Source organism: Ruegeria sp. B11 (assembly GCF_056539785.1).
Genome location: NZ_JBQFVO010000002.1, coordinates 227,452 through 252,162, shown reverse-complemented (window position 1 = coordinate 252,162; position 24,711 = coordinate 227,452). Strand labels below are relative to the sequence as shown.

Below are 24,711 nucleotides of genomic sequence, written 5' to 3'. Positions count from 1 at the left end.
CGGATTGAATCATGCACGATGACACGCCGGGAAGACAGATTGATCGCGCTATTGGTGCCTCGCTCAGGGAGCTGCGCCAAAGCCGCAAGCAATCCGCCCGTCGGTTGGCAGAACAGTCTGGTATCTCGGCTGCAATGGTCAGCCGTATCGAAAACGGGTTGGTCTCTCCGTCAATCGATACGCTGGCTGCACTTGCCGAGGCGTTGGAAGTACCAATCGTATCGCTGTTTCGCGAAGCGCGGACAGATCACACCGACTATACGCTGGTTCGCCATGGCGAAGGGCTAAAGTCTACGCGACTGGCGGGCGGCCATTCGCACGAATACGTCAACCTTGCGCTGCATTCCCGGAAGGACCTGCGCTTTCAGGCCCGTCGTGTCACGTTGTTGCGCGACGAGGGGCAGCCGCCCACTTATGTCGGCCATGGCGTCGTGTTTGTGCAGGTTCTCGAAGGGCAGGCCATCTATCGCTACGGCGAGGCCCGATTTACTCTTTCAGCAGGAGACAGCATCAGCGTCGATGCAGAGCTGAATCACGGCTTCGAAGAGGTACTGACCCCCGAGTTCGTCTTCCTGACCGTTCAGGCCGAACGTCCGTAGTGGCCAGTTGATATGGCCATCCCAACTGAAATTGATCTGACGCGCGGGCCAATCTCGACCCATTTCCGAACCCTGGCGATCCCGGGCGCAATCGGGATGTTGTTCAACACTCTCTACAACGTTGTCGACATGTTCTTCGCCGGCCTTCTCTCGACCAGCGCGCAGGCTGGATTGGCACTAGGGTTTCAGGCCTTTTTCATTGCCATTTCGGTCGGGGTCGGGTTGGGTGCCGCGATGAGCGCGCTGGTCGGCAACGCATTAGGCGCTGGAGACACTCGAGCAGCGCGGCGGTTTGCGGCACAGGGAATGATCTATGGCTTCATTGCAGCCTGTGTTCTGGCGGCGGCTGGTCTCTGGTACGGCCCTGCGCTGATAACTCTGGTTTCGGAACCGGGACCTTATCGCGATGCAGGTTTACGTTATTTCCACTGGCTCCTATTGGCCTTGCCCGGATTTCTACTGGCCTTCGGTTGCAATGGCATTCTCCAGGCACATGGTGACGCGGTATCGATGCAACGCGCCCTCATGGTGGCGTTTTTTGCCAATATCGGTCTGAACCCCCTCTTGATCTACGGCATTCCGGGCATGATCCCGGGCATCGGATTTGATGGCCTCGCTGTATCGACGGTGATCAGCCAGACCGGTGTGATGGTGTTTCTGATCCGTCAGGTCCTCAGACGCCGCAGGATGAGGCGCATGCGCCCCCGAAACTTCATTCCGCGCCTACAGAAGTTCAAGGAGATCTCGGTTCAGGTACTTCCCACAGCGACATCTTTCTTCGTGATGCTGCTGTCAGGTTTCGTCATGCAGTTCGCCCTGAAAATCTTTGGAGAGCACGCAATCGCTGGCTTTGGCATTGCCATTCGGCTTGAGCAGATTTTGCTTTTGCCGGTGCTGGGGGTCACGGGGGCACTGCTGCCCATCGCGTCCCAGAATTTCGGTGCCCGCGACTATGAAAGGGTACGCGAGGCACTGTTTTATTGCTGGAAAGTCGGGTTCATCATGACCGCCATCGCAGCCCCCATATTGTGGATATTTGGCCGCCTTATGATGGGCTTTTTCACCGACGATCCCGAAGTGATCCGCGTCGGACTTAGCTATCTACGTGTCGATAGTCTGATCCTCCCGATCTACATGATGCTGTTTTCCATCAACTCGCTATTGCAAGCCTTGAAGCGACCGATCTGGACCGTGTGGATCAGCCTATATCGTCAGGGATTTGGCGTCGCCTTTTTTGTCTGGATTTTCGTCGGCCTGCTCGGCTTTAACGAAATTGGTGTCTGGTTCGGCACCGCAGGTGCCGTGGTGACTGGCTGGATGATCGCGTTGCTGATGACGTCCCATGTGGCTCAAAAAGAGCTGGGCGGGCTTTGGCTCAGGACGAGAACCGATCTGGGCTGAAGGCTTCTATATCGATGTCCGGTGATCTGCCAGCAATTACATCTGCGATTATACGCGCCGTCGTCGCGCCTAGTGTCAGGCCAAGCTGTCCGTGACCCGTCGCAAAGGCGACGTTAGCCAGTCGCCTGCTGCGGCCAATGATCGGACGTGTGTCCGGTGTAAACGGGCGGCGACCCATCCGGCGTTCCGCATTATCGGTCTTCAAACCCGGTAATACGCGGCATGCACGCCTGACCAGCACATCGGCTCGGTTCCAATTCGGCTGCGCGTTCAGGTCGGCAAATTCTGCGGTACCGGCCACTGCCAGCGCCTGCTGATACGGTGTAATGCCAAACCCGCCTTTGGCATAAAACACCGTATGGCGGAGCTCGACCCCGCTATCTTTCAACGCAGTCGAATATCCGATCACCCCTTCCATCCTCAATTGAACACCCAGCGTCTTGGCCAAATTCCTAGACGGCGTTCCCGCAGCGATGACGAAATCATCTGCGCTGATCGATCGCCCATCGCTCAGCTTCACGCTTTTCACATGTTGTCCGTCCTGCGTAAAACCGATTGCTCTTCCTGCCACGACTGCCCCGCCGCGGCTGCTAAAACTCTGCGTCAGCGTTTCAACCAATACCTTAGGGTCCGTCACAAAACTCCAGTCTCTAAGCAAAGCTGCATGTTTGAAATCAGATGCTATTGCAGGATCGATTTCATGCGCTTCCTGACCTGTAACTTGATCAATCGTGCAGCCCAACTCACGCGCCAACTCAAAAGCTGGGCGCATGGTCGCAAGGTCATTGTCGTCGTCAAACAACTTGATTACCGGCCGTTCGACCAAAAGCTCAGGATGGCCTACATCTAAAAGCTGAGCCTTGAAATCCGCTGTTGCAGCAAACGTAAGTCTTGCCAGATCGGAGGCGATTGCGCGCATTTTCGAGCGACGCGCATTGGCCGTAAACCGTGCAAACCACGGCAGCAATTTCACCGCTGAGGCCGGGCGCAATGTCAACGGGGCCTCGGCATCCAGCAACCAGCCCGGTACTTTCATCAGCATCCCCGGCTGCGACAACGGCACGATCTCACCCACTGCGATACACCCGCAGGAAGCCCAACTCGCGCCCTCACCAACCGGACCCGGTTCTACGACGGTGACCTCGTGGCCCTGCGACTGCAATGTCAGCGCACAGGATATTCCAACGATGCCGCCGCCAATTACAACCACCCGTGCCATTACTGGGACCCCTACAGAAGTTCGCGAAGTTGCTTCATCAAGTCCGCCGTGACGCGAACACCATCCGCTTCGGCGGCAGCACGGTTCTTCAAGCGGCCATCTCCGGGAACGCGGGCATCCCCGTTACCTTCAATCTCAGCGCAGATGCGTTGGACATAGCCTTCAAATGCGGCATTCCCGAAACGCGCCGGATCAATCGCGATCAACGTTGAACCGCCCTTGATATTCAAGGCACCGTGCGCTTCGCGGTTGGCATTGTCCACGGACAATGTTCCACCGGCCAGTGCCGCGCCAAGAACTTCGATCAGGAAGGCGATCGCCGCGCCTTTGTGCTCGCCAAACGGCAACAGACTGCGGGTCTCCAAAATCGCGTTGGGATCGCTGGTTGGCTGACCGTTCGGGTCAAGCCCCGCAGGGCGCGGCAATTCGTGCCCTTCGGCCGCGGCCATCCGGATGTCCATCAGCGCAACCATTGACGAGGCCTGATCCCAAACAACCGGCGCACGACCCGGTCGCGGGCAAGCAAAGGACATCGGATTGGTGCCGAAAACAGGGCGGATGCCGCCTTGCGGCACCACCATCGAGAGCGAGTTCACAACACCTAGCGCGACCAGCCCAGCGTCCGCCAGCGGACCTGTATCGAAACGTAGTGCCCCCAGATGGTGGCAATTGGCACAAGTAAACGCGGCAATACCATTCGCGCGCGCCATTTCAATAAGCTCGTCTCGCGCTTTGGCGGCCACGATCTGGTAATAGCCATTGTCACCATCTCCGCGCAGAACCCCCGGTGCGATCCGTTCGACACTCGGGTCGGCCTCGGGGTTGGCATATCCCGAAGAAAAGCTCTGCGCATAAACAGGTAACATCCTTAACCCATGGCTACGCGGGCCGTCGCGCTCGCTCATCCGCACAAGCCCGGCCAGAACCGTGCTGCCATGTTCATCCATGCCTGCTGCCACAAGGACAGATTTTGCCAATTCCTCTACTTCGTCGAGTGAGAGAGCGATCGTCGAGTTATCGGCCATGTGCCTAATCCTGTCGTTGGTTGAGGAAACGGGTACATAAGTACCCGCTTGCAGATCTGTTTAGGCGCTGTATTCCACCCGCTTCTTAGCGACGAATTCATCCAACGCCCCGCGCTGATCGTCCGGCATTGGTGGCTGGACGTAGGTGTTCAGCATACGCTGCGCCTCTTCCGTGCCAACGGTTTCTGCGGTTTTAGCACCTTCTGCTTCCCACTGTTCAAAACTGTCATTGTTTTGCAAGTGGTTCATATGCATTGGGTTTTCGCGCGTATGGTCAGTACCAAGGAAGTGCCCACCCGGTCCGATTTTGTCAATGTCGCCCAGCAACGTGTCCAGATTTTCCTCTTGCAGGCCGCTGAAGAAACGGTGGAAGTTCTCCAACTGCAACGCGTCCTGCACCCATTTTGAGTAGCTGACCCCAAGCGCGCCTTCTAGGAAGCCTGCTGAGTGTACGATGTAGTTTGCGCCACCCAGCAGCACCGGCCACATGGTGTTTGCGGTGTCGAACGCAGCCTGCATATCCGGGGATTTCGATCCGGTCCACATGGTACAGGTCCGCCATGGCAAACCATAAAACCGTGCCATCTGCCCCACCAGAAGGTTCATTAGCCCGGGTTCCGGAGAGCCCATCATCGGTGCACCTGTCTTCATCGAAACGCCCATGATTGCCACCCCCAGCACCATCGGGGCTCCGCGCCGGATGATCTGGCTGTAGGCCATACCGGCCAGAGATTCTGCAATCAGCAGCGCGACACCACCCTGCGGGCTTGCAGGTGTGCTCGCCCCGGCAAGAACAAAGGGCGACAGCAGGCAGGGCTGGTTGGCGGCGGCATAGACGCGTAGGCTCTGCAACATGGTCTCATCCCAGACCAACGGTGTGTTGCAGTTCAGCAGGGCTGCCATCACCACATTGTTGTCAACAAACTCCTCACCAAACACGATGCGAGTCATCTCTACCGAGTCCAACGCTGCCTGTTCGGATAGAACTGAACCCTTGATAGGTTTGTCGGTCAGCGTCAGTGCGGCATGAACCAGCTCCAGGTGGCGTTGCGGGACGGGTACGTCCTGCGGCTCGACCGGCAAAATACCCGGCACCATCATCGACTGACTCATCTGACTGAGTTTGAAGAAGTTATGCGCATCCTCCAGCATCGAAGGGCGGCGCACACCATCCAGACCATAGACAAATGGCGCGCCATACGCATTGGCAAAGACCGAATGCCGATTGCCCACCCGCAGCGAGCGTTCCGGGTTGCGCGCGGCATAGCCCCATTCCGAGGGAACGGCCGAGATCAGGTCCATCAGCATCTCGCGCCCGATGCGCACTCGCTCACCCTGCACATCCGCACCGTACTTCTTCCAATCAGCTAAGGCCACCGGATCGCGGAACTCAATCCCTGTGGTTTCAAGTATAGTCATGGCCGCGTTGTGGATTTTCTCAACGCCTTCGGGACCAAGCAGATCAATCGGACCAACTTTGCGGTTCAGCGTCGACAAGTAGACAGGGGGCGGGTTGGTGCGAGCCTTGACCCGCGCGGCACGTCCACCGCCACGGCCCGAGCGTGCTTTGACTTCTGCCATCTCAAATCCTCCTGATCAGGCGCGCGCGCGGGCGCTGGTGGGATCAACGGCGCAGGTATCGATCACTTCTGCCTCGCGCATTTCATTGTGGATGAGCACCTGCATTTTGGTGCCGGGTACCGTCATCTCGTATGGAACCAGCGCCATCGCAAGGTCGTGGTTGCAGTAATACGAGAACCCGCCCGAAGTGACGCGTCCGATCAGCTTGCCATCGGCATAGACACCTTCGTCAAACATCACCGAGGTGTCGCAGAACGGCAGCTTCAGTGTGACCAGTGTGTTGTATCCACCCTGCAGCTGCTGCTTTTGCAGCGCGGCTTTGCCGACGAAATCACGTTCCGCCACCTGCCCGCCGATCTTCTCGGTCATTGCAACGAAACGGCCCAAATCGGCCTCATATGGGGTCAGGTCCTTGCAGATTTCGCGGTTGATCGCGCGATAGGATTTCTCAAGCCGCATCGACTCCAACGCTTCAAGCCCGAAGGGTTTCACACCCGATTTCAGCAGCAAATCAACGAGGTGGCGATTGTACCCGACCGGGTGGTGCAATTCCCATCCCAACTCACCGGTGTAGGAGACGCGCAACAAGTGCACGCCTTTGGCATAGCCCACCTCGCCCATCTGTGCCGACAGCCATGGGAATGCTTCGTTCGACAAATCATTATCGGTCAATGGTTGCAGGATGTCCCGTGCCTTGGGCCCGGCCAGTGCGATCACGCCCAGCTGTTCTGAGATATCCTCGATCACCACCGAGCCATCACCTGGCAGCACGCGCTGTAACTGATCCCAATTGTAGGCTCGCCAGTTCGGCGTCGATATCAGGTAGAAATCGTCGTCGGCATAGCGCACGATTGTGTACTCCGCATCCATGCCGCCCTTATCGTTCAACATCAGCGACAAGGTCATGCGGCCCACCTTGGGCAGCTTGTTGGCCATCAGGCTATCCAGCCATTTGGCTGCACCCGGTCCACGCACTGTGAACTTGGTCATCGGCGACATTTCGATGAAGCCAGCCTCTTCACGGGTGGTGCGCACCTCTTCCTGAACACGCTCCATATGGTTGGTGCGGCGGAAACTGTGTTCGGGGATCGCCTCTTCGGGCGATTTGGCAAACCAGCGAGGAAATTCGTAGCCGTTAAAGCTGGTCCAAACCGCGCCCTGAGCAGTCAAAAGATCATATGACCCCATGGTCTTCATCGGGCGCGCATCCGGGAAGTCCTCACCCGGAACATGCGCATCCATATGGGTGCCCCATGTCTCGCGCACCTTATCCATGGTCCAACGTTTTGAGGCGTAGTCCGAGAATCGACGCGGGTCGAGCTCCGACATATCCATGCCCGGATCGCCATCGACGATCCATTTGGCCAAACGGTTACCAACGGTGCCGCCCCAGAGGATGCCACCAGGCATGCCTTCGGCTAGCCAAAGGTTCTCATGCCCCGGTGCGGGTCCGGCCAGAGGCAGCTCGTCCGGGGTCATCTGGAACGGGCCACGGGTGTTGGCCTTGATCCCAACTTCACCCAAGGTCGGCACACGTTCGATGGCGCGTTCCCATTGGGTTTCCACGGCATCAAAATCCTCGGGCAACAGATCGGCCCCGAACTCGGGCGGGACACGATCCTCGGCGAATAGTTTGAGGTCTTTGGTGAATTCATACGGCCCGAACTGGATCCCGCCCACATCTTCGCGCAGATAAGCGCCGTAGTCCTCATCCCGCAGGATTGGGAATTCGGGCAAGCCTTGCGCCCGGCGCTCTTTCAACAGCGGCACCGTCTCGGTCGTCCAATACTGGTGAACGATCGGGATACATGGCAGGTCCAGCCCCACGCGGCGCGCATTTTCGCGGGCGTAGTTGCCGGTGGCAAAGATCAGATGCTCGCAGGTGATCTCACCCTGATTGGTGGTCACTTTCCAGTGGCCATTGTCCAGCTTCTCATAAGCCTGCGCTTCGGTGTTCTGGTATACCTTGGCGCCGGCATCCCGCGCGAGCTTGGCCAATGCCATAGTAATGTCGGCGGGATTCACATAGCCGTCTTCCGTGTGCAGGATACCACCCCGAATATCCGGGCTTTGGTTCAGCAAGGGATGAACCTCGGCAATCTCCTCTGGCGTCAGCAGCTTACAAGGCACGCCGGCGGCTTCGGCGATCGAGATATAGGACTGGAACTCATCCCAGCGCTTTTCGGTATTAGCCACCCGCAGCTGTCCTACCTTACGCAGTCCGACCGAACTGCCCATCTTCTCTTCCACCTCGGTGTAGATGCGGATGGTTTCCATCGTCATCTTCGACACGTTGTGCGACCGCACAAAGGTCACTAGCAAACCAGCCGCATGCCACGTCGAACCCGAGGTCAGTGTGGTGCGCTCCAGCATAACGGCATCAGAGCATCCATGTTCGGTCAGCCCATATAGAATTGACGCCCCGACGCATCCGCCACCGACAACCACGACTTTTGCATGTGACTGCATACTGCAACTCCTTCAAATTGTGCACGACCAACCGGGGATCGAATTGCATGAGGAAAGATCGATATGATGTCCAAGGGGCTTGAGGACCCTTGGCACATCCCTTGATCATGTCTCAAACGGTTGTGGCGAATTTTCACATTGAACTGCTGGCGGGCAATTGCAAAAAGATTCACTCTGCATAAGATGAACTAAGCCAAATCGCTGCTGATTGCGTTCTTATTATCGGGTTTTCAACTTGTCACAGGTCAAAACATCTTGCCCAACCGCCCATATGATCTTCCGCCCCTAAGCTCTCTGATCAGCTTTGAAACCGCAGCGCGGCATGTGAGTTTCAAAACTGCTGCTGAAGAGCTGAATGTTACGCCCGCAGCGATCAGCCATCAGGTCAAAGCGCTTGAGAACGAGCTGCAATGCGCGCTGTTTCTGCGCCATCATCGCGGCGTCGAACTTACCGAAAGCGGAGCCTATTTGCTGGTCGCCCTTCAACGTGGCCTTGAAGGGATCAGCGAGGCCCTTGGGCAGTTGCGCCGACAGTATGACCACAAAGGCGTGACGATCCGTTCCTCTACGGCGGTCAGCTCGCTTTGGCTTACACCACGGCTTGCCCAGTTTTGGAAAACGCATGGCCATGTTTCTGTGACACAAGTTGTGACCGATCTCGGGGTCGATACCTCAAAATGTGATCTAAGCATTCACTACGGTGATACACGCCGCGATTCAGGGATTATCAAGACCTTGTTTCACGACAACATCATGGCCTTATGCAGCCCTCGGTTTGCGAAACAGAACCCAATCGAGCATGTCGGCGAGATCGCCAAAGTGCCGCTCATCCATCTTGATGCACCAGATACCGGTTGGACCGATTGGCGGGCCTGGACCCGTAAACTGGGCTATGAAGGCCCGCTGAATTCCGCGCATCGGGTCAACAATTACACGATTGCGCTTCAGGCCGCTCAGGACGATATGGGCGCAGTGCTGGGATGGGAGGGACTGACCTCGGAGCTGACCGCATCCGGAAAACTGGTCAGACTGTTGCCGCAAACCATCTCATCGCAACTGGATTTCTACGTGAAACTACACAACACCTCATCCGACCGAGCCAAGCTTGTGTTCAAGTGGCTCGGCCAAGCGGTTGACGGAAAGGTTTAAACTCGGCTCAGACCTGATCAGGACGAAATATCTTGGGAGCGAAGATCGAGGGCCTTACCGTTGATTTCTCGCTGTCCTGAATAAAAGCAAGAACACAAACACCGATCCGATTGAAGTTGTGACGATCCCCACCGGCAATTCCTGCGGAGCCAGCAGTAGCCTGCTGAGAATGTCAGAGCCGGTCAACAAGGCAGCACCAACCATAGCGGCGGTAGGTAGAAGGTTTTTGTGCAGGGGACCTGCGATCCCGCGTGCAATATGCGGCACCATCAGACCGACAAAACCAATCACTCCGGCTACGGAAACAAACACGGCCGTTGCCAAAGCTGCGGTGAAAAACATGCTGAACCGCAGACCCCGAACCGGCACACCCAGAGTAGCGGCAGTCAAATCCCCGGTCAGCAGCGCATCCAACCAGCGGCTGCGATAAAGCGAATAGCTCAGGATCAGCAGCAGACCGATGCACACCAGCGGGAACGTCTCCCAACGGGCCAGGCCCAGCCCCCCCAGCATCCAGAAGATGACAGAATGGGCGGCGCGGCTATCACCGGCGAAGATCAGATAGTTGGTGATGGCCGAAAACAAAAACGACACAGCCAGACCCGCAAGGATCAGCTTCTCCGGTGCGCTGGTGCGAAGCCCATGAACCAGCGCCAGCACGATGCCCGACGCCACAAGACCGCCGCAAAAGGCAGCCAGAGGCAGAGTCCAGAAACCCAGAATATCTCCGGTCACGGTAATTACAAACACCGCCCCCGCTGCCGCGCCCGAGGACAGGCCGAACAGAAATGGATCGGCAAGGTCATTACGTGTGGTCGTTTGCAGCACCACGCCAACGATGCCCAGCCCGGCACCGATCACGGCTGCAAACAACGCGCGGGGCAATCGCAGGTCGAATACGATCCTATGCAGCGGCGACATCTCTCCGTCCTGCAACCCGGTACCGTGCAAGATCGCGGTGAAGGTGTCGGACAAAGGAATCGAGGTTGTGCCGTAGATCGTGGAAATCAGCAAAAGGGCGGTCAGAACGACCGCCCCCAGCAACAACGTCAGGCCCAGTCGGCCCATATTAGCTCTGACCCGGATGCATCGCGCGCGCCATCTTCGAGATCGCTTCGATATTTGCCGGTCCGGGCGTCAGCTCTTCGTAGCGCAATCCGATCCAGCGTTCGTTCTTGACGGCATCAGTCTGCGACATGACGGGATGTTCCTGCAGGAACTTGAAAGTGTCCTCGGCGCCATTGCCGGTCTGATAATCCAACAAAACCAGGAATTCCGGGTTCGATGCGGCAACGGCCTCCCACGAAGTGCGGCCCCAGCTCGTGTCCATGTCATGAGTGACGTTTTCACCACCGGCGGCTGTGATCATCGCATCGGGAATCGCGAATTTACCGGCGGTAAACGGAGCATCTGCAGGACCATCCAGAAGAAAGACGCGGGGCTTGGGCAGTTCAGCAGTCTTGGCTTCGATCGCTGCCAGCTGCTCTTTCCAGCCCGAGACCAGAGCTTCGGCCTTGTCTTCGACTTGCATCACCTTGCCCAAGCGCAACACATCGCCAAACAGAAGATCCATGCTGGCTTCGGGGCGATCCTTGTCCAGATGGACACAGCTTTCCGTTAGAACCAAGGTCTTGATTCCGAACGGTTCCAATGTATCTGGGGTCACATCACCACCCGGCTTCATGCCATAGTACCAACCGGCAAAGAACAGGTCGGGTTCAACCGCCACCAAGTTTTCGACGGTCGGATATTTCGGCGCAAGCTCGGGGATGTCGCCGCGCAGGGCATCAAAATCAGGGCTGGTCTTGTACCAGCCGGTGATGCCGGTCAGGCCGACGATCTTGTCCTGCAGACCCAATGCAAAGGCCATATCGGTCATGTTCATGTCATGCACAACCAGGCGCTCGGGCGCGGTATCAAAAACCAGCGGTTCGCCGCAGTTGTCTACGGTGACTTCTTGCGCAGCAGCACCGCTTGCCATGGCGGTGGCCAACGCCACGGGCCAGATGTATTTCATCTCAGTGTGTTCCTTCGACTAAGTTGAGATTGTGGTTCTTCGAATATCAAGCGCCGGGATCACGCGGCCTTCGTGGAGAAAGCAGAGGAAATCAACGCCAAAAGTTTCGCGGACTCTTTCGGGTGTCAGCACCTTGTCCACCGATCCAAACTCGATCATGCGGGTCGATTTCATCAGCGCCACGTGTGTGGCGAATTCGGGGATCATGACCAGATCGTGTACGATCATGACCACGGTGATCCCAAGCTCGGCGACCAAAGACAGCATCCGCCCTTTTGCATCAGGATCCAGATGGTTGGTCGGTTCGTCCAGAAACAGCAACGAAGGGTTCTGCGCCAAAGCGCGCGCGATATGGGCACGCTGACGTTCGCCTCCGGACAGTTGGGCCATGCGCTTGTCCGCGAGATTGGCGAGACCGGTCAGGTCTAAAATCCGGTCCAGCTCTTGCGCGTGGCCTTCGGCAGATCGGTCCGCACGGATGGGTATTTGCCCCAGCGCAACATAATCGCGTAACGCCAAGCGTCCATCGGGCAGTTCCTGCTGACCTACCACTGCAATCATGCGCGCACGCTCTTTGGCGGAGAGCTGTTTCAGACTGCGTCCTTTGATCCGAACATCGCCAAGTGCCAGCGGCTCAGCGCCGCACAACAGATTGAGAAGCGTCGTTTTCCCCGCCCCGTTCGGGCCGGCGATGGCTAGAATGGAACCCTCGTCCAACTCGAACGAGACGCCCTGCAACAGGACATCTCCGTTAAGGGCATAATACTCAAGGTTTTCGGCAATCAGAAAGGGTGGCAACGTCATTGCGATGCCCCCTGTTCGATCCGCGGCATGCGCGAGAGGGTTTTATTGAACAACGCCTGCGGGCGATCCTTGGCATTTGTCCAGCCATCCGGGCTTTCACGATACTGGGCTGCAAACTCAGCCAGCGCCTGCACCTCATCCGCGGTCTGAATGCCACCAAAAAGGTATTGCGCCTTTCCTACGGCCTGGAACCCAACCGTTCTGGGACTATCGCAGCCTGCCATGCAAGACGACGCGCGGATCGCAAAGCCGCGAGGTAATTTCCCAGTCAACGCATCGCAAATTTCATCGAGGCGCAGCCCTTCAGTGCAGCTTTTGCAGACTAGAATGAAATGATCAGGCGTATCTGGCATGGTCCACTCCACTTGTTTCCAAGCGCATGCGGAAGCTGCCGACAATGTAAACACGCGATTGACGCGCCATCAAAGCCTCCTTCCAGGACGCCCCGCCCCGGGTTGGTTAAACATCTGATGGCAGGTCTCCTGACTTGCGGGTCCGCGCTCGGCCAACCTTCCCGATCCTGTGGACCAGTGGCTGTTTGGCCTTGCTCACCGCTTACAGTTGCGGGGGCAGTTACGGAATTGGCACCTTTTGGCAAACCTCACCGTATTCCCTTTTCATCCCGCGGCAACACCACCGGGAACCATCAATCGATTGAGTGCCCGAGAACACCGGACACGTCAATGATAAAGTCGAAGGCGCCCAACTCTGGTCGAGGATCGAGCGCCGGCAACCACGTGTCCGAAGCACCAACCGAATAGCTTGGGCTGCGCGCCGAATTTGTCTGGCCACGGCTGTCCATAGTTGGTGTGTTTGGAAATTAGACAATCTGAGGTAAGCTGAACAAATTTAGAGGTTTAGCTTTGTCAGCGCCTTACCCCTGATTGATCATTGCCTGGGTTTATCCAAGGAGACGGTTCTTTGACGCATGTTTCGCAAAACGCATTGCCGCCGGATATTGTTGATGATGTCATTGACCACAATCTCGAGGCCGTTGCACGGTGGAAAGGCCATCGCTTAAGGGCTCAGCATGGGCGCAGTCACGGGTGTGTGGCTGCAACATTCACCGTCAGAAACGATCTACCAGAACAGTTCCGTCACGGCCTGTTTGAACAGCCCGCTGCCTATTCAGCCGCACTTCGCTTTTCCAACGGCGCGCATCTGGATGACCGGAAATCGGATGCCCACGGGATGGCGATCAAGCTTTTTGACGTGCCAGGCCCCAAGCTGATCGACGCCGAGGCACTTGCGCATCTGGGGACCACACAACTCAGCGACGAGTTCGATTTCGTATTGGTCGATCAGGATGTGTTTCCCAGCTACGTCCCCGATGAATATGAGCGATTGGGCAGGCTTGTCGCCACATTACAAGCGGTCCAGCACGCGATCAAAGGGCGACGAAAATGGAGCCTTAGGTTGATCACCAAAGGGCTGCGCGCAGGATTTCGCGCCTTCCTCACTCGTGAAGGCAAGCGTCAGTTTCGCGTCGCGAGTGATTTTGCCTCGAACTATATGCACTCGCCTTTTGAGGTCCATTTCTGGTCGACAACACCGTATCGGCTGGGCCCCGATCTAACGGTCAGATACTTGGCCCGCAGCGCGAAACCAAAAATTCCGGCACATCCGGTAGACGACCCAGATGGGATCGGGCAGTGTTTGCGGCAAGACGTGGCCGATGGAGATAATCACTTCGAGGTGTGTGTGATTGAGCCCCCGCGCCCGGCCGACGAATTCGATGTGCTCGACAATCGCATCCGGTGGGCATGCGATCCGCAACCAGATGCACCTCTTGATCCGTACCATCATACCGTCACGCCCGTGGCGGATATCACGATTCCCAAAGGTGCAGAATTTGATCCGCAGAATGGAGACGCGATGAGCTTCTCGCCCTGGCGTGTCACGGCAGATCACGAACCTTTAGGACCGATTAATGCGATCCGGCTCAGAACCTATCTGAGCTTGGCCCGCGCCCGGTTCCCGAATCGATGACCAAACGGAGATGTATTGATGCTGGACGTTGATGATCTGATCAAACTCGGATTCAAGATCTCCCCACCCGTTACGAGCTATTTAGCCGCGATCAGGCTTGCAAACGCCGCGAAGATCCACCGACCGCGGCCCTATACGATGGGCGCAGACTACACGACATGGCCCGGCGTGTTTTCCCATCGCTGGATCGGTCGGCATACAACGCCAGAAGACCTCTCACCCATCCTGCCGTCGGAAAGCGAAGTTGCTGATCTCTTTCGCCGACGGACACAAATGGATGGCAGCCCGCTTACCTTGATGTGCCCGCAAGGATCGACACTATTGTTTATCTCGGCCGCACAATGGTTTACCGACAGTTTCCTTCGCACCTTTGGGGCGAAAGGACCGGTTGATCAGACGGATTCGAACCACGAAGTCGATCTGTGCCAAATCTACGGGCTGAACGATTTTCAGACCGACATGCTGCGCGAACGCGATCCCGATACCAATGAACTAACCCACCGGCTGGCCTTTCGTCTGGATACACAGGGCGAGATGTGGGCTCCGAAGCTGTTTCAAAAAAACCAATCCGGTGGTGTTAAGCTAGCACCCCCTTTTGATGGCAGTCTCGCCACTGGCGAGAATTGCGGAAAGCCGTTGCACGATCCCTGCAAGCTGTGGAATGCGGTGAAACGGGCGCATCCGGGTCTCAGCGATCACGCAATCGACCAGCTACTGCTCGATTTTCATGCAACCGGGCTCGATAATGGCAATGGTACGATAGGCTATATCACGATCAATACACTGATGTTGCGCGCCCATAACACCTTTGCCGATCTGTTGTGGCGCGAAAAGCGCGGCATATCAGGCTGGGATAAAGAGCGTGTGTTCCAGACTACACGCTGCACCTTGATCGCATTGCTGATCAAGCTTGTGCTTGAGGACTACATCGCCCACATCGCCAATATGCCTTTCAAACTACCCGTTGGCGTCAATCGCTGGCAACCGTGGCATCATTCCAACCAGATCGCGATTGAGTTCAATTTGCTCTACCGCTGGCATTCGATGATCCCCGAGCGATTCATAATCGACGGCGCACAGGTTGGCCCGGAGGGGTTCAGATTCAATCCACGACTGGTCGAACAAACAGGCTTGGCGGAAATGATCCGATCATTGTCGCGCCAACCTGCGGCCCGCATGTCGCTGCGCAACACGCCCGATTTCCTGTTCCAAAGGCCTGCGCCCGGTGCTCCTGCCCCTGTCGAAGCTACAATTGCCCTGACGCGTAAGGCGCGTCTTCCGTCGCTGAACACTTATCGTCATCATTTCTGCCGCAAACCGCATTCAAGCTTTACTGAGATGATTGGTGATCAGCCGTTTGCGGAAGAATTGATTGCCGACCTGAGCCGGCTCTATTGCGACGTCAATAGGGTCGAGTTGTTCCCTGGTCTCTTTGCGGAACAGCACAAGGGCGATGTGATCATGGGCGATCTGATGACATCGATGGTGGCGTATGACGCGATCACGCAGCTTATGAACAACCCGATGGTATCCAAAAATTTGTACTCGGCTGAGACTTTTTCAGAGAAAGGTTTTCAGTTGCTGAAGAAAACTTCGTCATTCTCGCAGGTGGCGCGTTTTGTTGGCTTGGACCTGCAACCCGAAGACTGCACTTTAGGTCGACGTCCCGGCGGGACCTAAGGCGCGACCGCGCTCTCTTCCAGCTCAGTAATCCGCGCGGCAATTTCCGTATCGGCTGGCCGGATGCAGGCAAGATCACTCAGCGCGCGCAATTCATACAGCGCCGCGCCCTGATCATTTGCCACGGCTATAGCTTCACGCAAAGCCGCCTCAGCCGCGCCGAACGGACTACCTTGTTCCAGTAGAAGAGCCGCCTTTATCCGGTGGATTTCAGCCTCATAGTTCCGCTCGTCAGTGTTTTCTGCACATGTCAGACCAGCCTCCACCGCATCCAACCCTTTCTGAATCTCACCCAGAGCAAGATAGCCCCGTGCGAGCTCGGCGTTGACGAGCACGCCAGCCGCCTCGGCACCCGTTGCGTGCATCCTTCCCCAAGCGGCCTGCAGCATGGCCACGCCCTCTGTGGCCTCGCCGGTTCTGATGGCAGCCCCGGCAAGATGGGCCGTCGCAACAGCTTGGTAATAAGGGCCGCCCTTGTCCTGAACAGCCGCGCTCAGCGCCTTGGCCATGCGCGCATAATCCGGGTGGTCCATCTGCATGTGGATTTCGGTCAACCAATGCATTGCATTTGCAATGATCAAGGGCTGGCCCGACGCCATCGCGGCGTCAACTGCCCGCTTGGCTTTGGCGAGTGCCACCTCAGTTTTGCCCTGAAAGCTGTCGACCAGCGCGCTCATACTCTCGATTTGTATCACGGCTGCAATATCGGGGCTGTTTCCAGCTTCGGCGCAATGCGCATCCGCATGAGACGCCGCTTGTTCCAGAGCTGCTGCCGCATCCTGAAACCGACCGCGCGGGGATAGCGCGGCCCCACAGATGTAGTTTCCAACCATTCGGGTGTGGTGATCGTCATACGCATCGATGATCGCTTGCCCCCATTGCTCGGCGTTCTGGTAATCACCTTTGACCATTGCAGCGGTAAACAGACCCCTGCCCGCGCGCACAAGAGTACGCCTGTCGCCCAGCTTTTCAGCCAGTTCAAAACTGCGCCCAAAGGCATCGATTGCGGGCTTGGCACCATAACCGACATGCACGCGCTCGGCAGCGGCCAGAAGGAATTGCAAGTTCAATTCAGCTTTATCGCGTTGGTCTGCGGGCAACTCGTCCAACAGCCGCAATCCGTTTCGGGCATGCTGAGCCCCTTCGCGATTTGCGTGCCGCCTCAGGTTCAGCCGCGCGGCCTCCGACCAAGCGGCCACCGCCTTCGTTGTTTCACCGGCCAGTTCCCAGTGCCGCGCTATTTGTTCAGGCTGTCGGGCGGCTTCCGGTTGGGCGGCAAGGGCTTCTGCCGTGCGTCGATGCAAATGAATGCGACGGTCCCGCACAAGGCTTTGATATGCCGCCTCACGCACCAATTCATGGCGGAACCGCCAGATCATTTCTGCGTCGTCATTCGCGCCGGGCAGATGTTGCAAAATACCCGTGGCGGCGAGCCCAAAGATCGCGTCTTCGGACTCGTCTTCAGTCAGTTCACTGATCTGAGCCAGCAAAGGCGCCCCAAAGGCACCACCAATAACAGCGGCCTCGATCGCGGCACGTCGGAGTTCTCCGACCTCGTCAACCTGTTGCGCCAGGAGGTCATGCAAGGTGGCGGGAATGTTGTCCACGATACGTTCAGGCGACGCAGCGATGGCGGCAGAGCACTCCTTGATGAAAAGGGGCACGCCATTGCCCCGCGCCAAAATCTGCGCCGTGGTGCGGTCGTCAAGGCGCTCACCCGAGGCCGCCTTGGCCAGTTCTGACGATGTCGCATCATCGAGCGGTGGAAGCGACAATTGCTCAAGAGACGGTATGCTCTCTTTGATCGCTGATGGCGCCGGCATCCGCGAAACCATCAACATCAGGACGGGAAGTGATGTCAGATGCTCGGCCACGTCGCGCAGCACCGAAAGGGTCGATGGGTCGACCCATTGCATATCCTCAACCACGACAAGCACCGGCCCCTCTCGGCTGAGTTTTTGGTAGACGCGGATGAATATGTCACTCAGTTGCGCGCGCAGTTCGTCCTCACTGGTCGTCCCGCTGTCGCCAGGGCCCGGGGCAAGAATGAAATACAGCGTGCGAAGTTGCGCGTCGTCCAGAATATCGCTCAGATGTTCTGACAACCGGTTGCGACGCGCGGCAATATCGTCCTGATTGTGGATGCCGCACCACCGTTCGACCTGTGATATGAAGGGAAAGAACGGTGTGCTGACATGGAACGGGCTGCAGTGATAGGTCACCCATGCCTGCGGCCCGACCGATGAACGCAGATCACGGATCAGGTGCGATTTGCCAATCCCTGCCTCACCCAATATGTGAATCACCCGCCCTCTTCCGGCTTCCACATCTTTCCACGCGCGGCGGAGTTGTCCGCGTTCGGCTTTGCGGCCAAGCAACGGGGTGCGGTTATGGCGGCGTGCCTGATCCTTGCCTTCACCGGTCAATCGATAAACTGGAACAGGCCGGTCGAACCCCGCGAGGTTCTGAACGCCTTGCGGCTCGAACTCCATTTGTTCGGCCCCAAGCGCTCGTGTTGCCGCAGAAACCATTGTTCCACCGGGGGTCGCCAACGACTGAAGACGTGCGGCAAGATTTAGCGTCGATCCAAAAATCGCGTCCGGCTGAATATTGGTCCCAAGCGCGATGTCCCCGACAAGAACTACGCCGGATGCGATCCCAATCCGGCACCTGAGATCGAGCGGACCCGCCATTGCGGGCAGATCAGTATGGATGCGCAGCGCCGCGCGTAGAGCGCGCTCGGCATTATTTTCAGACGCAGCAGGCCAACCAAAGGCGACGAGGATACCGTCGCCCACGATCTGCAGCACCCTGCCCCCGAACTCATCGGCAATTTGTTCGACCAGTTTATGATAACGTAATGTCGTAGACAGCAAGTCTTCGGGCTCAAGCATTTGAGCCAATACCGTGGACTCGACAAGATCCACCATCATGACAGTCAGATGGCGGTGCTCCATCGCGCCAAGATCAGTTTCCGGGCCGGTGGGGTGCAGCACCATCAGCGCGCTCCGCGACCGGCGCTCATGCGGCGTGGAGATGCAGGGCCAACGCCTTTCCCGGAACCCAAAAACGAGAACATGCCCCCCATCGCGAAGCCTTAAAATAATTAACAGATTGCACGCGCCGCCGCTCGACACCACGAAAACTGATTGTGAGACTATATGAAGCTTCGCATTCTGGCTATGCCCAACGCCTGCTGAAGCGAAGAAGTGCCTGATATTACATGTAGGATTGAGAATGCGCGCCAGCGGTCGAACGAATGCCATCGTAGGAAATCCGATCTGGCAACGAATCTTGATCGCAACACGCCGTTCTTCGCCGAGACCAGATAGCCAGTTCAACGCAAGCCACGAACAGCACTTGAACAATTCACCACAACAAGCATATTCGGTCGCCAAGAGACAGTCTGATGATTTTGCCCTATCGCCCGCAACACCTCAGAAGTGCCGAGCTGTTGTCGAAAGCAAGCCGGCAATGCCTAGGCGGTTGTAATTATCGAGCCCCAAAAGCTCTTAGTTCAGCGGTTGAAAGAGACCAGGAAATGCGCCATTGGCGAAACCCAAAAGAAGGAATTCGATAAATGCGCATTGCGATGATTGGCACCGGATATGTTGGTTTGGTGTCCGGGGTTTGCTTTTCGGACTTTGGCCATGATGTAATTTGCGTCGATAAATCCGATCGCAAGATCAAGATGCTTCAGGATGGAGAGGTGCCGATTTACGAGCCGGGCCTTGATGTGCTCATGGCCAAGAACGTGGCAGCTGGCCGCCTGACCTTTACCACCGACCTGGCCGCTGCGGTCGACGGCGCGGACGCGGTGTTCATCGCGGTAGGCACACCTACGAGACGCGGGGATGGGCACGCTGATCTGACTTATGTGATGGCCGCCGCCGAAGAAATCGCTCAGGCCATCACCGGCTATACGGTTATCGTAACCAAATCGACTGTCCCGGTTGGCACCAACCGCAAGGTTCATGAAGTTGTCTCGGGTGCAAATCCGAAGGCGGAATTCGACGTCGCATCGAACCCCGAATTCCTGCGCGAAGGCGCCGCAATTGATGATTTTATGCGCCCAGACCGTGTTGTCGTAGGGATCGAAAACGAACGAGCGGCGGATGTCATGGCCGAGATTTACCGCCCGCTTTATCTGCGTGACTTTCCGATCCTGACCACTGATCTAGAAAGCGCCGAGATGATCAAATACGCGGCGAACGCATTCCTGGCGACCAAAATCACGTTCATCAATGAAATCGCCGGTCTTTGCGAGCGGGCAGGCGGCGATGTCAAAGAGGTGGCGCGCGGTATTGGTCTGGATGGGCGGATCGGCAACAAGTTTCTGCACGCAGGCCCTGGCTATGGCGGCTCGTGTTTTCCGAAAGACACCGCTGCACTTGCCCGGATCGGACAGGATTTTGCCCACCCGATGCAGATCACCGAAACCGTCATTCGTGTAAACGATGAGGTCAAGAAGCGGATGATCGAGAAGATCCGGGATGCCTGCGATGACAGCTTCAATGGCAAGACCGTGGCGGTTCTGGGTGTGACTTTCAAGCCCAACACCGATGATATGCGCGACGCACCTTCCCTGACTATCGTTCCCGCCCTGATCGGTGGCGGTGCCCAGGTCCGCGTTGTCGATCCGCAAGGCCGTGCCGAGGGGGAGGCGCTGCTTCCTGGCGTCAAGTGGATGGATGATCCCTACGCCGCGGCCAAAGATGCGGACGTTGTTGTCTTGCTGACAGAATGGAACGAGTTCCGCGCCCTGAACCTGAGCGAGCTGGCAGAGACTATGAGATCCCCCCGCATGGTCGACTTGCGTAATATCTACTCGTCCACGATGGTTCTGGGATCGGGATTTGAGACCTATGTCGGCGTCGGGGTTGGGGATCAGCGTTAGGGCTGGCACCGCCAATGCCTCTCGCCCAAATCAACTGGTTGTGGCAGCCGTCTGATACAGTCGGCGCATGATCAGCGGCGTCAGGTACATCGGTATCTGATAGGCCCCGATGAACACCATGATCGGCGCGGTCACTTCAGGTGGCAGTGCCACGAAGAATATCGCGATGTTCCGGTTTCCGGCGATCAGAGACACCGCCGTAGCCTCGGCACCGGGCATTCGAGTTCGTGTGAATTGGAATGAGACAACCTGAGCCCCAAAGTTGATCAGACAGGCAAACGCGATCCAGAACAGCGCGACACGCGGGTCCACAAGTGCGGTTGCGCTCAATGATGGCATCAGGCCAACAACGAAAACGGACAGAGTAATCGTTGCCGCACCTTCTACGTTCAAAAGCGTAGACTTTGAAGGTTGGCGCAGCACCGTGCGGCGCAATATGACAGCCGCGAGAATCGCTATTGTGATGGTAAAAAAGAGCCGAAGCGCGGTCATCAGGACCGCCCTGAGATCACCCAGTTCCGGCATCAGCCAAAAGATCGGCAACGCGGTCAGCGGCAAAACAGCCGTTCCAACCACGACCAGTCGCATCGCCGGTTCCGCAGAATAGCCCATCATCAGACACATATTGGGGCTGCCGGATATTGATGGGGCTGCAGCCATGACAAGCAATGCCAAAAAAACTGGCGAACCGGTCCATCCGCAGGTAATTCCAATCCCAACGACAGATAACGGCAAAACCAATTGAAAGGCGGCAATCGTTCCCGCAACTTTTCGCAGGTCAACCAGCGAACCCACAATGGCCCCCGGCTGCATTCGCAGCAGCGTCAAAAACAGCAGGAGCATGACCAAGGGCGGTAAGAGAGGCCGCATCGGTGCGGCCAGCCCCGGCAGCAGAAGGCCTGCGGCAAGGCCCGATACTAACACATATGGGCCGTGACGCGCCGCGAGGTGAAGCGGGTTCAACGGCGTCTACCCACCGGGGCTTTGACGCAGGTTTTCGGGCAGCCACGTCGCCAACTCGGGGAACCAGATCAGAACGAACACCATCAGCACCATGATCAGGAACATCGGGATCGCAGCGCGGGCGATATAGCTCATTTCATGATTGGTCATGCCCTGCATCACGAACAGGTTGAAACCGATGGGCGGTGTGATCTGCGCCATCTCGACAACGACCACGATGAAGATCCCGAACCAGATCAGATCGATCCCGGCGTCCCGGATCATAGGCTCGACAACAGCCATAGTCAGCACAACCGAAGAAATCCCATCAAGGAAGCAGCCCAGAATGACGTAGAAAACCAGCAGAACCATGAGCAGTTCGAACCGGGTCAGTTCCCACCCCGCGATCAAATCCGCAAGCCCCCTCGGCAGGCCGGTAAAGCCCATCGATAGTGACAGGAACGCAGCGCCTGCAAGGATCAGGGCAATCATGGCGCTGGTGCGGGTCGCGCCCATCAAACTTTCAGTGAAGGTCTTCCAGTTCAACGATCCCTGCCCTGCTGCCAGTAGCAGTCCGCCAATCACACCGAAAGCCGCCGCCTCGGTCGCCGTAGCATAACCCAGATACATCGATCCGATTACCACCATGATCAGCAGGATCACTGGCAACAGAAAGCGAGAGTTCTTAACCTTTTCGGAAAAGGTCAACTTGCTCTCGTCGTTGGGGTTCCAGTCTTTGCCAACTTTGGAATAGATGGCGACATAGCCCATGAACATGGCAGCCAGCACAAGACCGGGTAGGATGCCTGCAAAGAACAGCTTGGTGATGGACTCGTTGATCGTAACGCCGTACACGATCAACGTTAGCGACGGTGGGATCATTAGTCCAAGTGTTGCCGCGCCGGTCAGCGTGCCGATGACCATGCGTTCGGGATAGTTGCGCTTTCGCAGTTCCGGGATCGACATCTTGCCAACCGTGGTCAACGTCGCGGCAGATGACCCCGATACCGCGGCAAACACCGTACAGCCTACGATATTCGTGTGGACCAGCCCGCCGGGCAAAGGTGCCATCCACGGCGACAGGCCTTTGAACATGTCTTCGGACAATCGCGTTCGGTAGAGGATCTCGCCCATCCAAATGAACATCGGCAAGGCGGTCAGCGTCCAGGATGACGAAGCCGACCAGATCGTCGTGATCATCACATCACCCACCGGGCGCGTCGTGAACAGCTCCATCCCGACCCAGGCGACGCCCATCAGGGCCAGCCCGACCCAGACACCGGTGCCCAGCAAGGTGAAAAGGACAAAGAGGAAGAGGATAATAACGGATATATTTTCCATGCTCTTACTCTCCGTGGCTCTGATCGGCCAGATCACGGGTGATGCGGTGATCACCCTTGAACAGGACATGGAACAGGTGATCGGTCAGCGCGATGGCCAGAATGACCGCTCCGATCAGCATGGTAGATTGCGGTATCCAAAGGGAGGTTTTATCTTGCCCCTGGCTGATATCGTTGAACTTCCAGCTCCAGTACACAAAGCGATAGGCATACCAGCAGAAATACCACATGACCGCCGAACCAATCGCAAAGCACCAGATTTCCAGAATTCTGCGAAAGCCATCGGGAACCGCATTCAGGAGAATGGAGACTCTAATATGGCTGCCTCGGTTCAGGGCGTTGGCGAAGGCCAGAAAAGACGCAGCGGCCATCGCGTATCCAGCATAGTCCGGCGCGCCGGGAAAAACTTCGCCGGTCCAACGGGCCAGCATTTGCACCACAATGAGCACCAGAATGGCAATCAGGCTGAGCGCCGCCAGAACCCCTGCTGCCAGATAAATGAAATCCAGTACGGACCTGAGCCCTCGCATTGCCGCCATGCTGTCCCCGCTGTGCTTTTTGTGGATTGGGAGCAGGCGGCAGGATGAACTGCCGCCCGCATTCGAACGATTATTGAGAGTTAAACGCGTCGACGATGGCTTTGCCTTCGTCACCGGCGGCCTCAAGCCATTCGTTGGTCATGGTGACACCGATTTCTTTAAGCTCATTCGTCATCTGTTCGGATGCAGGACCAACTGTCATGCCGCCATCGCGCAGACCCTGAAGCGTAAAACCGGTATATTCCTTGGCACGCCAGTTACCTGCATACTCGGCCAGTTCCGCACAGCCTTTGATGACGTTCTTGTTCGCATCCGAGACACCGGCCCAGACGTCTGAGTTGACCATCACGTAGTTGCGCGGCAGCCAGGCATCCACTTCATAGAAGTAGTTCAGACTTTCCCAGACCTTCCGGTCATAACCGGTCGACCCGGACGACACCATGGAATCCGCTACTCCGGTGGCAAAGGCCTGGCTGATCTCAGCCGCCTCGATGGTGACGGGCAGCATACCAGTCAGTTCGGCCAGGCGTGAGGTGGCGTTGTTATAGGAGCGGAACTTGATCCCCTCCATATCCGCAACCGAGTTCACTTCGTTCTTGAAATAAAGCCCTTGCGGAGGCCACGGCACTGCATAAAGCAGGGTCAGGTTCTGTTCAGCCAACAGCTTTTCAATCGAAGGTTTGGCGGCATCCCAAAGCTTGGCGCTATCATCGAATGACGTGGCCAGGAACGGGATGGAATCAAAGCCGAACAGCGCGTTTTCGTTCTGGTGCCCAGACAGCAGACGCTCACCAATCGGGGCTTGCCCGGTCTGGATCGCACGCTTGATGTCGGCACCTTTGAACAGCGAGCCGGAAGGGTGCGTGACAATCTCAATCTCACCACCGGTTCCTGTGGTGACACATTTGGCGAACTCCGCGCCCGTGGCCGAGTGGAAGTTTGATGCCGAATAGGCCATCGGCATATCCCATTTCTCAGCCATTGCAGGTGCGGCCGCGGCGGCTGTCAGAGCGGTTGCCGCCAGAAGGCTTGTCAGTTTTTTCATCATGTTTCTCCCTGT

19 protein-coding genes and 1 riboswitch are annotated in these 24,711 nt (G+C 57.1%); of the genes, 6 read left to right on the top strand and 13 right to left on the bottom strand.

Translation table 11 applies throughout. From position 1 onward, the window contains the following. Positions 1–11: 11 nt before the first annotated feature. Both ACR0I1_RS08955 and ACR0I1_RS08950 read left to right on the top strand, forming a co-directional pair. Positions 12–599 (top strand): helix-turn-helix transcriptional regulator, encoded by a 588-nt coding sequence (locus tag ACR0I1_RS08955; protein ID WP_170393837.1) that lies wholly within the window; start codon positions 12–14, stop codon positions 597–599. 12 nt (positions 600–611) lie between these two features. Beyond that, positions 612–2,000, top strand: a complete 1,389-nt coding sequence (locus ACR0I1_RS08950) for an MATE family efflux transporter (protein WP_170663373.1) — start codon at positions 612–614, stop codon at positions 1,998–2,000. Here ACR0I1_RS08950 and ACR0I1_RS08945 read toward each other — a convergent pair. From ACR0I1_RS08945 to ACR0I1_RS08930, 4 genes are read right to left on the bottom strand one after another with little or no spacing between them, the layout of a single operon-like run. Beyond that, the gene (locus tag ACR0I1_RS08945; RefSeq protein ID WP_480705994.1) at positions 1,975–3,219 is read right to left on the bottom strand and encodes an NAD(P)/FAD-dependent oxidoreductase; all 1,245 of its coding nucleotides are present in this window, start codon (positions 3,217–3,219) and stop codon (positions 1,975–1,977) included. The genes ACR0I1_RS08950 and ACR0I1_RS08945 overlap by 26 nt on opposite strands. 11 nt (positions 3,220–3,230) lie before the next feature. Further along, positions 3,231–4,244 carry an Ldh family oxidoreductase gene (locus ACR0I1_RS08940; RefSeq protein ID WP_170596667.1) on the bottom strand — a complete coding sequence of 338 codons (1,014 nt, stop codon included), beginning with the start codon at positions 4,242–4,244 and terminating at the stop codon, positions 3,231–3,233. Positions 4,245–4,304: 60 nt separating this feature from the next. Further along, the gene (locus ACR0I1_RS08935; protein ID WP_170663369.1) at positions 4,305–5,825 is read right to left on the bottom strand and encodes a trimethylamine methyltransferase family protein; all 1,521 of its coding nucleotides are present in this window, start codon (positions 5,823–5,825) and stop codon (positions 4,305–4,307) included. Positions 5,826–5,840: 15 nt separating this feature from the next. Continuing rightward, positions 5,841–8,294, bottom strand: coding sequence for a GcvT family protein (locus tag ACR0I1_RS08930; RefSeq protein ID WP_480705991.1), 2,454 nt, complete (start codon positions 8,292–8,294; stop codon positions 5,841–5,843). A 255-nt stretch (positions 8,295–8,549) separates the two neighbouring features. Here ACR0I1_RS08930 and ACR0I1_RS08925 point away from each other — a divergent pair, with 255 nt between their 5' ends. Next, positions 8,550–9,443, top strand: coding sequence for a LysR substrate-binding domain-containing protein (locus tag ACR0I1_RS08925; RefSeq protein ID WP_480705989.1), 894 nt, complete (start codon positions 8,550–8,552; stop codon positions 9,441–9,443). 54 nt (positions 9,444–9,497) lie between these two features. Here ACR0I1_RS08925 and ACR0I1_RS08920 read toward each other — a convergent pair whose 3' ends face one another. From ACR0I1_RS08920 to ACR0I1_RS08905, 4 genes are read right to left on the bottom strand one after another with little or no spacing between them, the layout of a single operon-like run. Then, positions 9,498–10,511 (bottom strand): FecCD family ABC transporter permease, encoded by a 1,014-nt coding sequence (locus ACR0I1_RS08920; RefSeq protein WP_480705987.1) that lies wholly within the window; start codon positions 10,509–10,511, stop codon positions 9,498–9,500. Between the two features lies 1 nt (position 10,512). Beyond that, positions 10,513–11,460, bottom strand: a complete 948-nt coding sequence (locus tag ACR0I1_RS08915; RefSeq protein WP_170509081.1) for an ABC transporter substrate-binding protein — start codon at positions 11,458–11,460, stop codon at positions 10,513–10,515. A gap of 18 nt (positions 11,461–11,478) precedes the next feature. Next, positions 11,479–12,264 (bottom strand): ABC transporter ATP-binding protein, encoded by a 786-nt coding sequence (locus ACR0I1_RS08910; RefSeq protein ID WP_480436385.1) that lies wholly within the window; start codon positions 12,262–12,264, stop codon positions 11,479–11,481. Beyond that, on the bottom strand, positions 12,261–12,617 hold the full coding sequence (locus ACR0I1_RS08905; RefSeq protein WP_480436383.1) for a DUF1636 family protein: 357 nt from the start codon (positions 12,615–12,617) through the stop codon (positions 12,261–12,263). The genes ACR0I1_RS08910 and ACR0I1_RS08905 overlap by 4 nt, the downstream gene beginning before the upstream one ends. A 102-nt stretch (positions 12,618–12,719) precedes the next feature. Beyond that, positions 12,720–12,927: riboswitch (cobalamin riboswitch) on the bottom strand. A gap of 258 nt (positions 12,928–13,185) precedes the next feature. Here ACR0I1_RS08905 and ACR0I1_RS08900 point away from each other — a divergent pair. Both ACR0I1_RS08900 and ACR0I1_RS08895 read left to right on the top strand, forming a co-directional pair. Continuing rightward, entirely contained in the window at positions 13,186–14,253 is a 1,068-nt protein-coding gene (locus tag ACR0I1_RS08900; RefSeq protein ID WP_480705984.1) for a catalase family protein, read from the top strand. A gap of 18 nt (positions 14,254–14,271) precedes the next feature. Next, positions 14,272–15,933, top strand: coding sequence for a peroxidase family protein (locus ACR0I1_RS08895; RefSeq protein WP_480705982.1), 1,662 nt, complete (start codon positions 14,272–14,274; stop codon positions 15,931–15,933). On the opposite strand, the gene ACR0I1_RS08890 is transcribed toward ACR0I1_RS08895, so the two are convergent. Beyond that, positions 15,930–18,932, bottom strand: a complete 3,003-nt coding sequence (locus ACR0I1_RS08890; protein WP_480705980.1) for an ATP-binding protein — start codon at positions 18,930–18,932, stop codon at positions 15,930–15,932. The two genes, ACR0I1_RS08895 and ACR0I1_RS08890, sit on opposite strands and share 4 nt — an antisense overlap. A gap of 581 nt (positions 18,933–19,513) precedes the next feature. Here ACR0I1_RS08890 and ACR0I1_RS08885 point away from each other — a divergent pair. Next, positions 19,514–20,830 carry a UDP-glucose dehydrogenase family protein gene (locus ACR0I1_RS08885; RefSeq protein ID WP_170801565.1) on the top strand — a complete coding sequence of 439 codons (1,317 nt, stop codon included), beginning with the start codon at positions 19,514–19,516 and terminating at the stop codon, positions 20,828–20,830. 30 nt (positions 20,831–20,860) lie between these two features. Here the strand turns inward: ACR0I1_RS08885 and ACR0I1_RS08880 are convergent, their stop codons facing one another. The 4 genes from ACR0I1_RS08880 to ACR0I1_RS08865 all read right to left on the bottom strand — a co-directional run bounded on the left by ACR0I1_RS08880 (position 20,861) and on the right by ACR0I1_RS08865 (position 24,696). Then, entirely contained in the window at positions 20,861–21,673 is an 813-nt protein-coding gene (locus ACR0I1_RS08880) for a hypothetical protein (protein ID WP_480705978.1), read from the bottom strand. A gap of 126 nt (positions 21,674–21,799) precedes the next feature. Further along, positions 21,800–23,113: a TRAP transporter large permease subunit gene (locus tag ACR0I1_RS08875; protein WP_170393803.1), complete on the bottom strand. Its 1,314-nt coding sequence runs from the start codon at positions 23,111–23,113 to the stop codon at positions 21,800–21,802. A 4-nt stretch (positions 23,114–23,117) separates the two neighbouring features. After that, positions 23,118–23,651: a TRAP transporter small permease subunit gene (locus ACR0I1_RS08870; protein ID WP_170736192.1), complete on the bottom strand. Its 534-nt coding sequence runs from the start codon at positions 23,649–23,651 to the stop codon at positions 23,118–23,120. A gap of 70 nt (positions 23,652–23,721) precedes the next feature. Continuing rightward, a complete protein-coding gene (locus tag ACR0I1_RS08865) occupies positions 23,722–24,696 on the bottom strand; it encodes a TRAP transporter substrate-binding protein (protein WP_010441591.1) in 975 nt (324 codons plus the stop codon). Between the last annotated feature and the right edge of the window lie 15 nt (positions 24,697–24,711).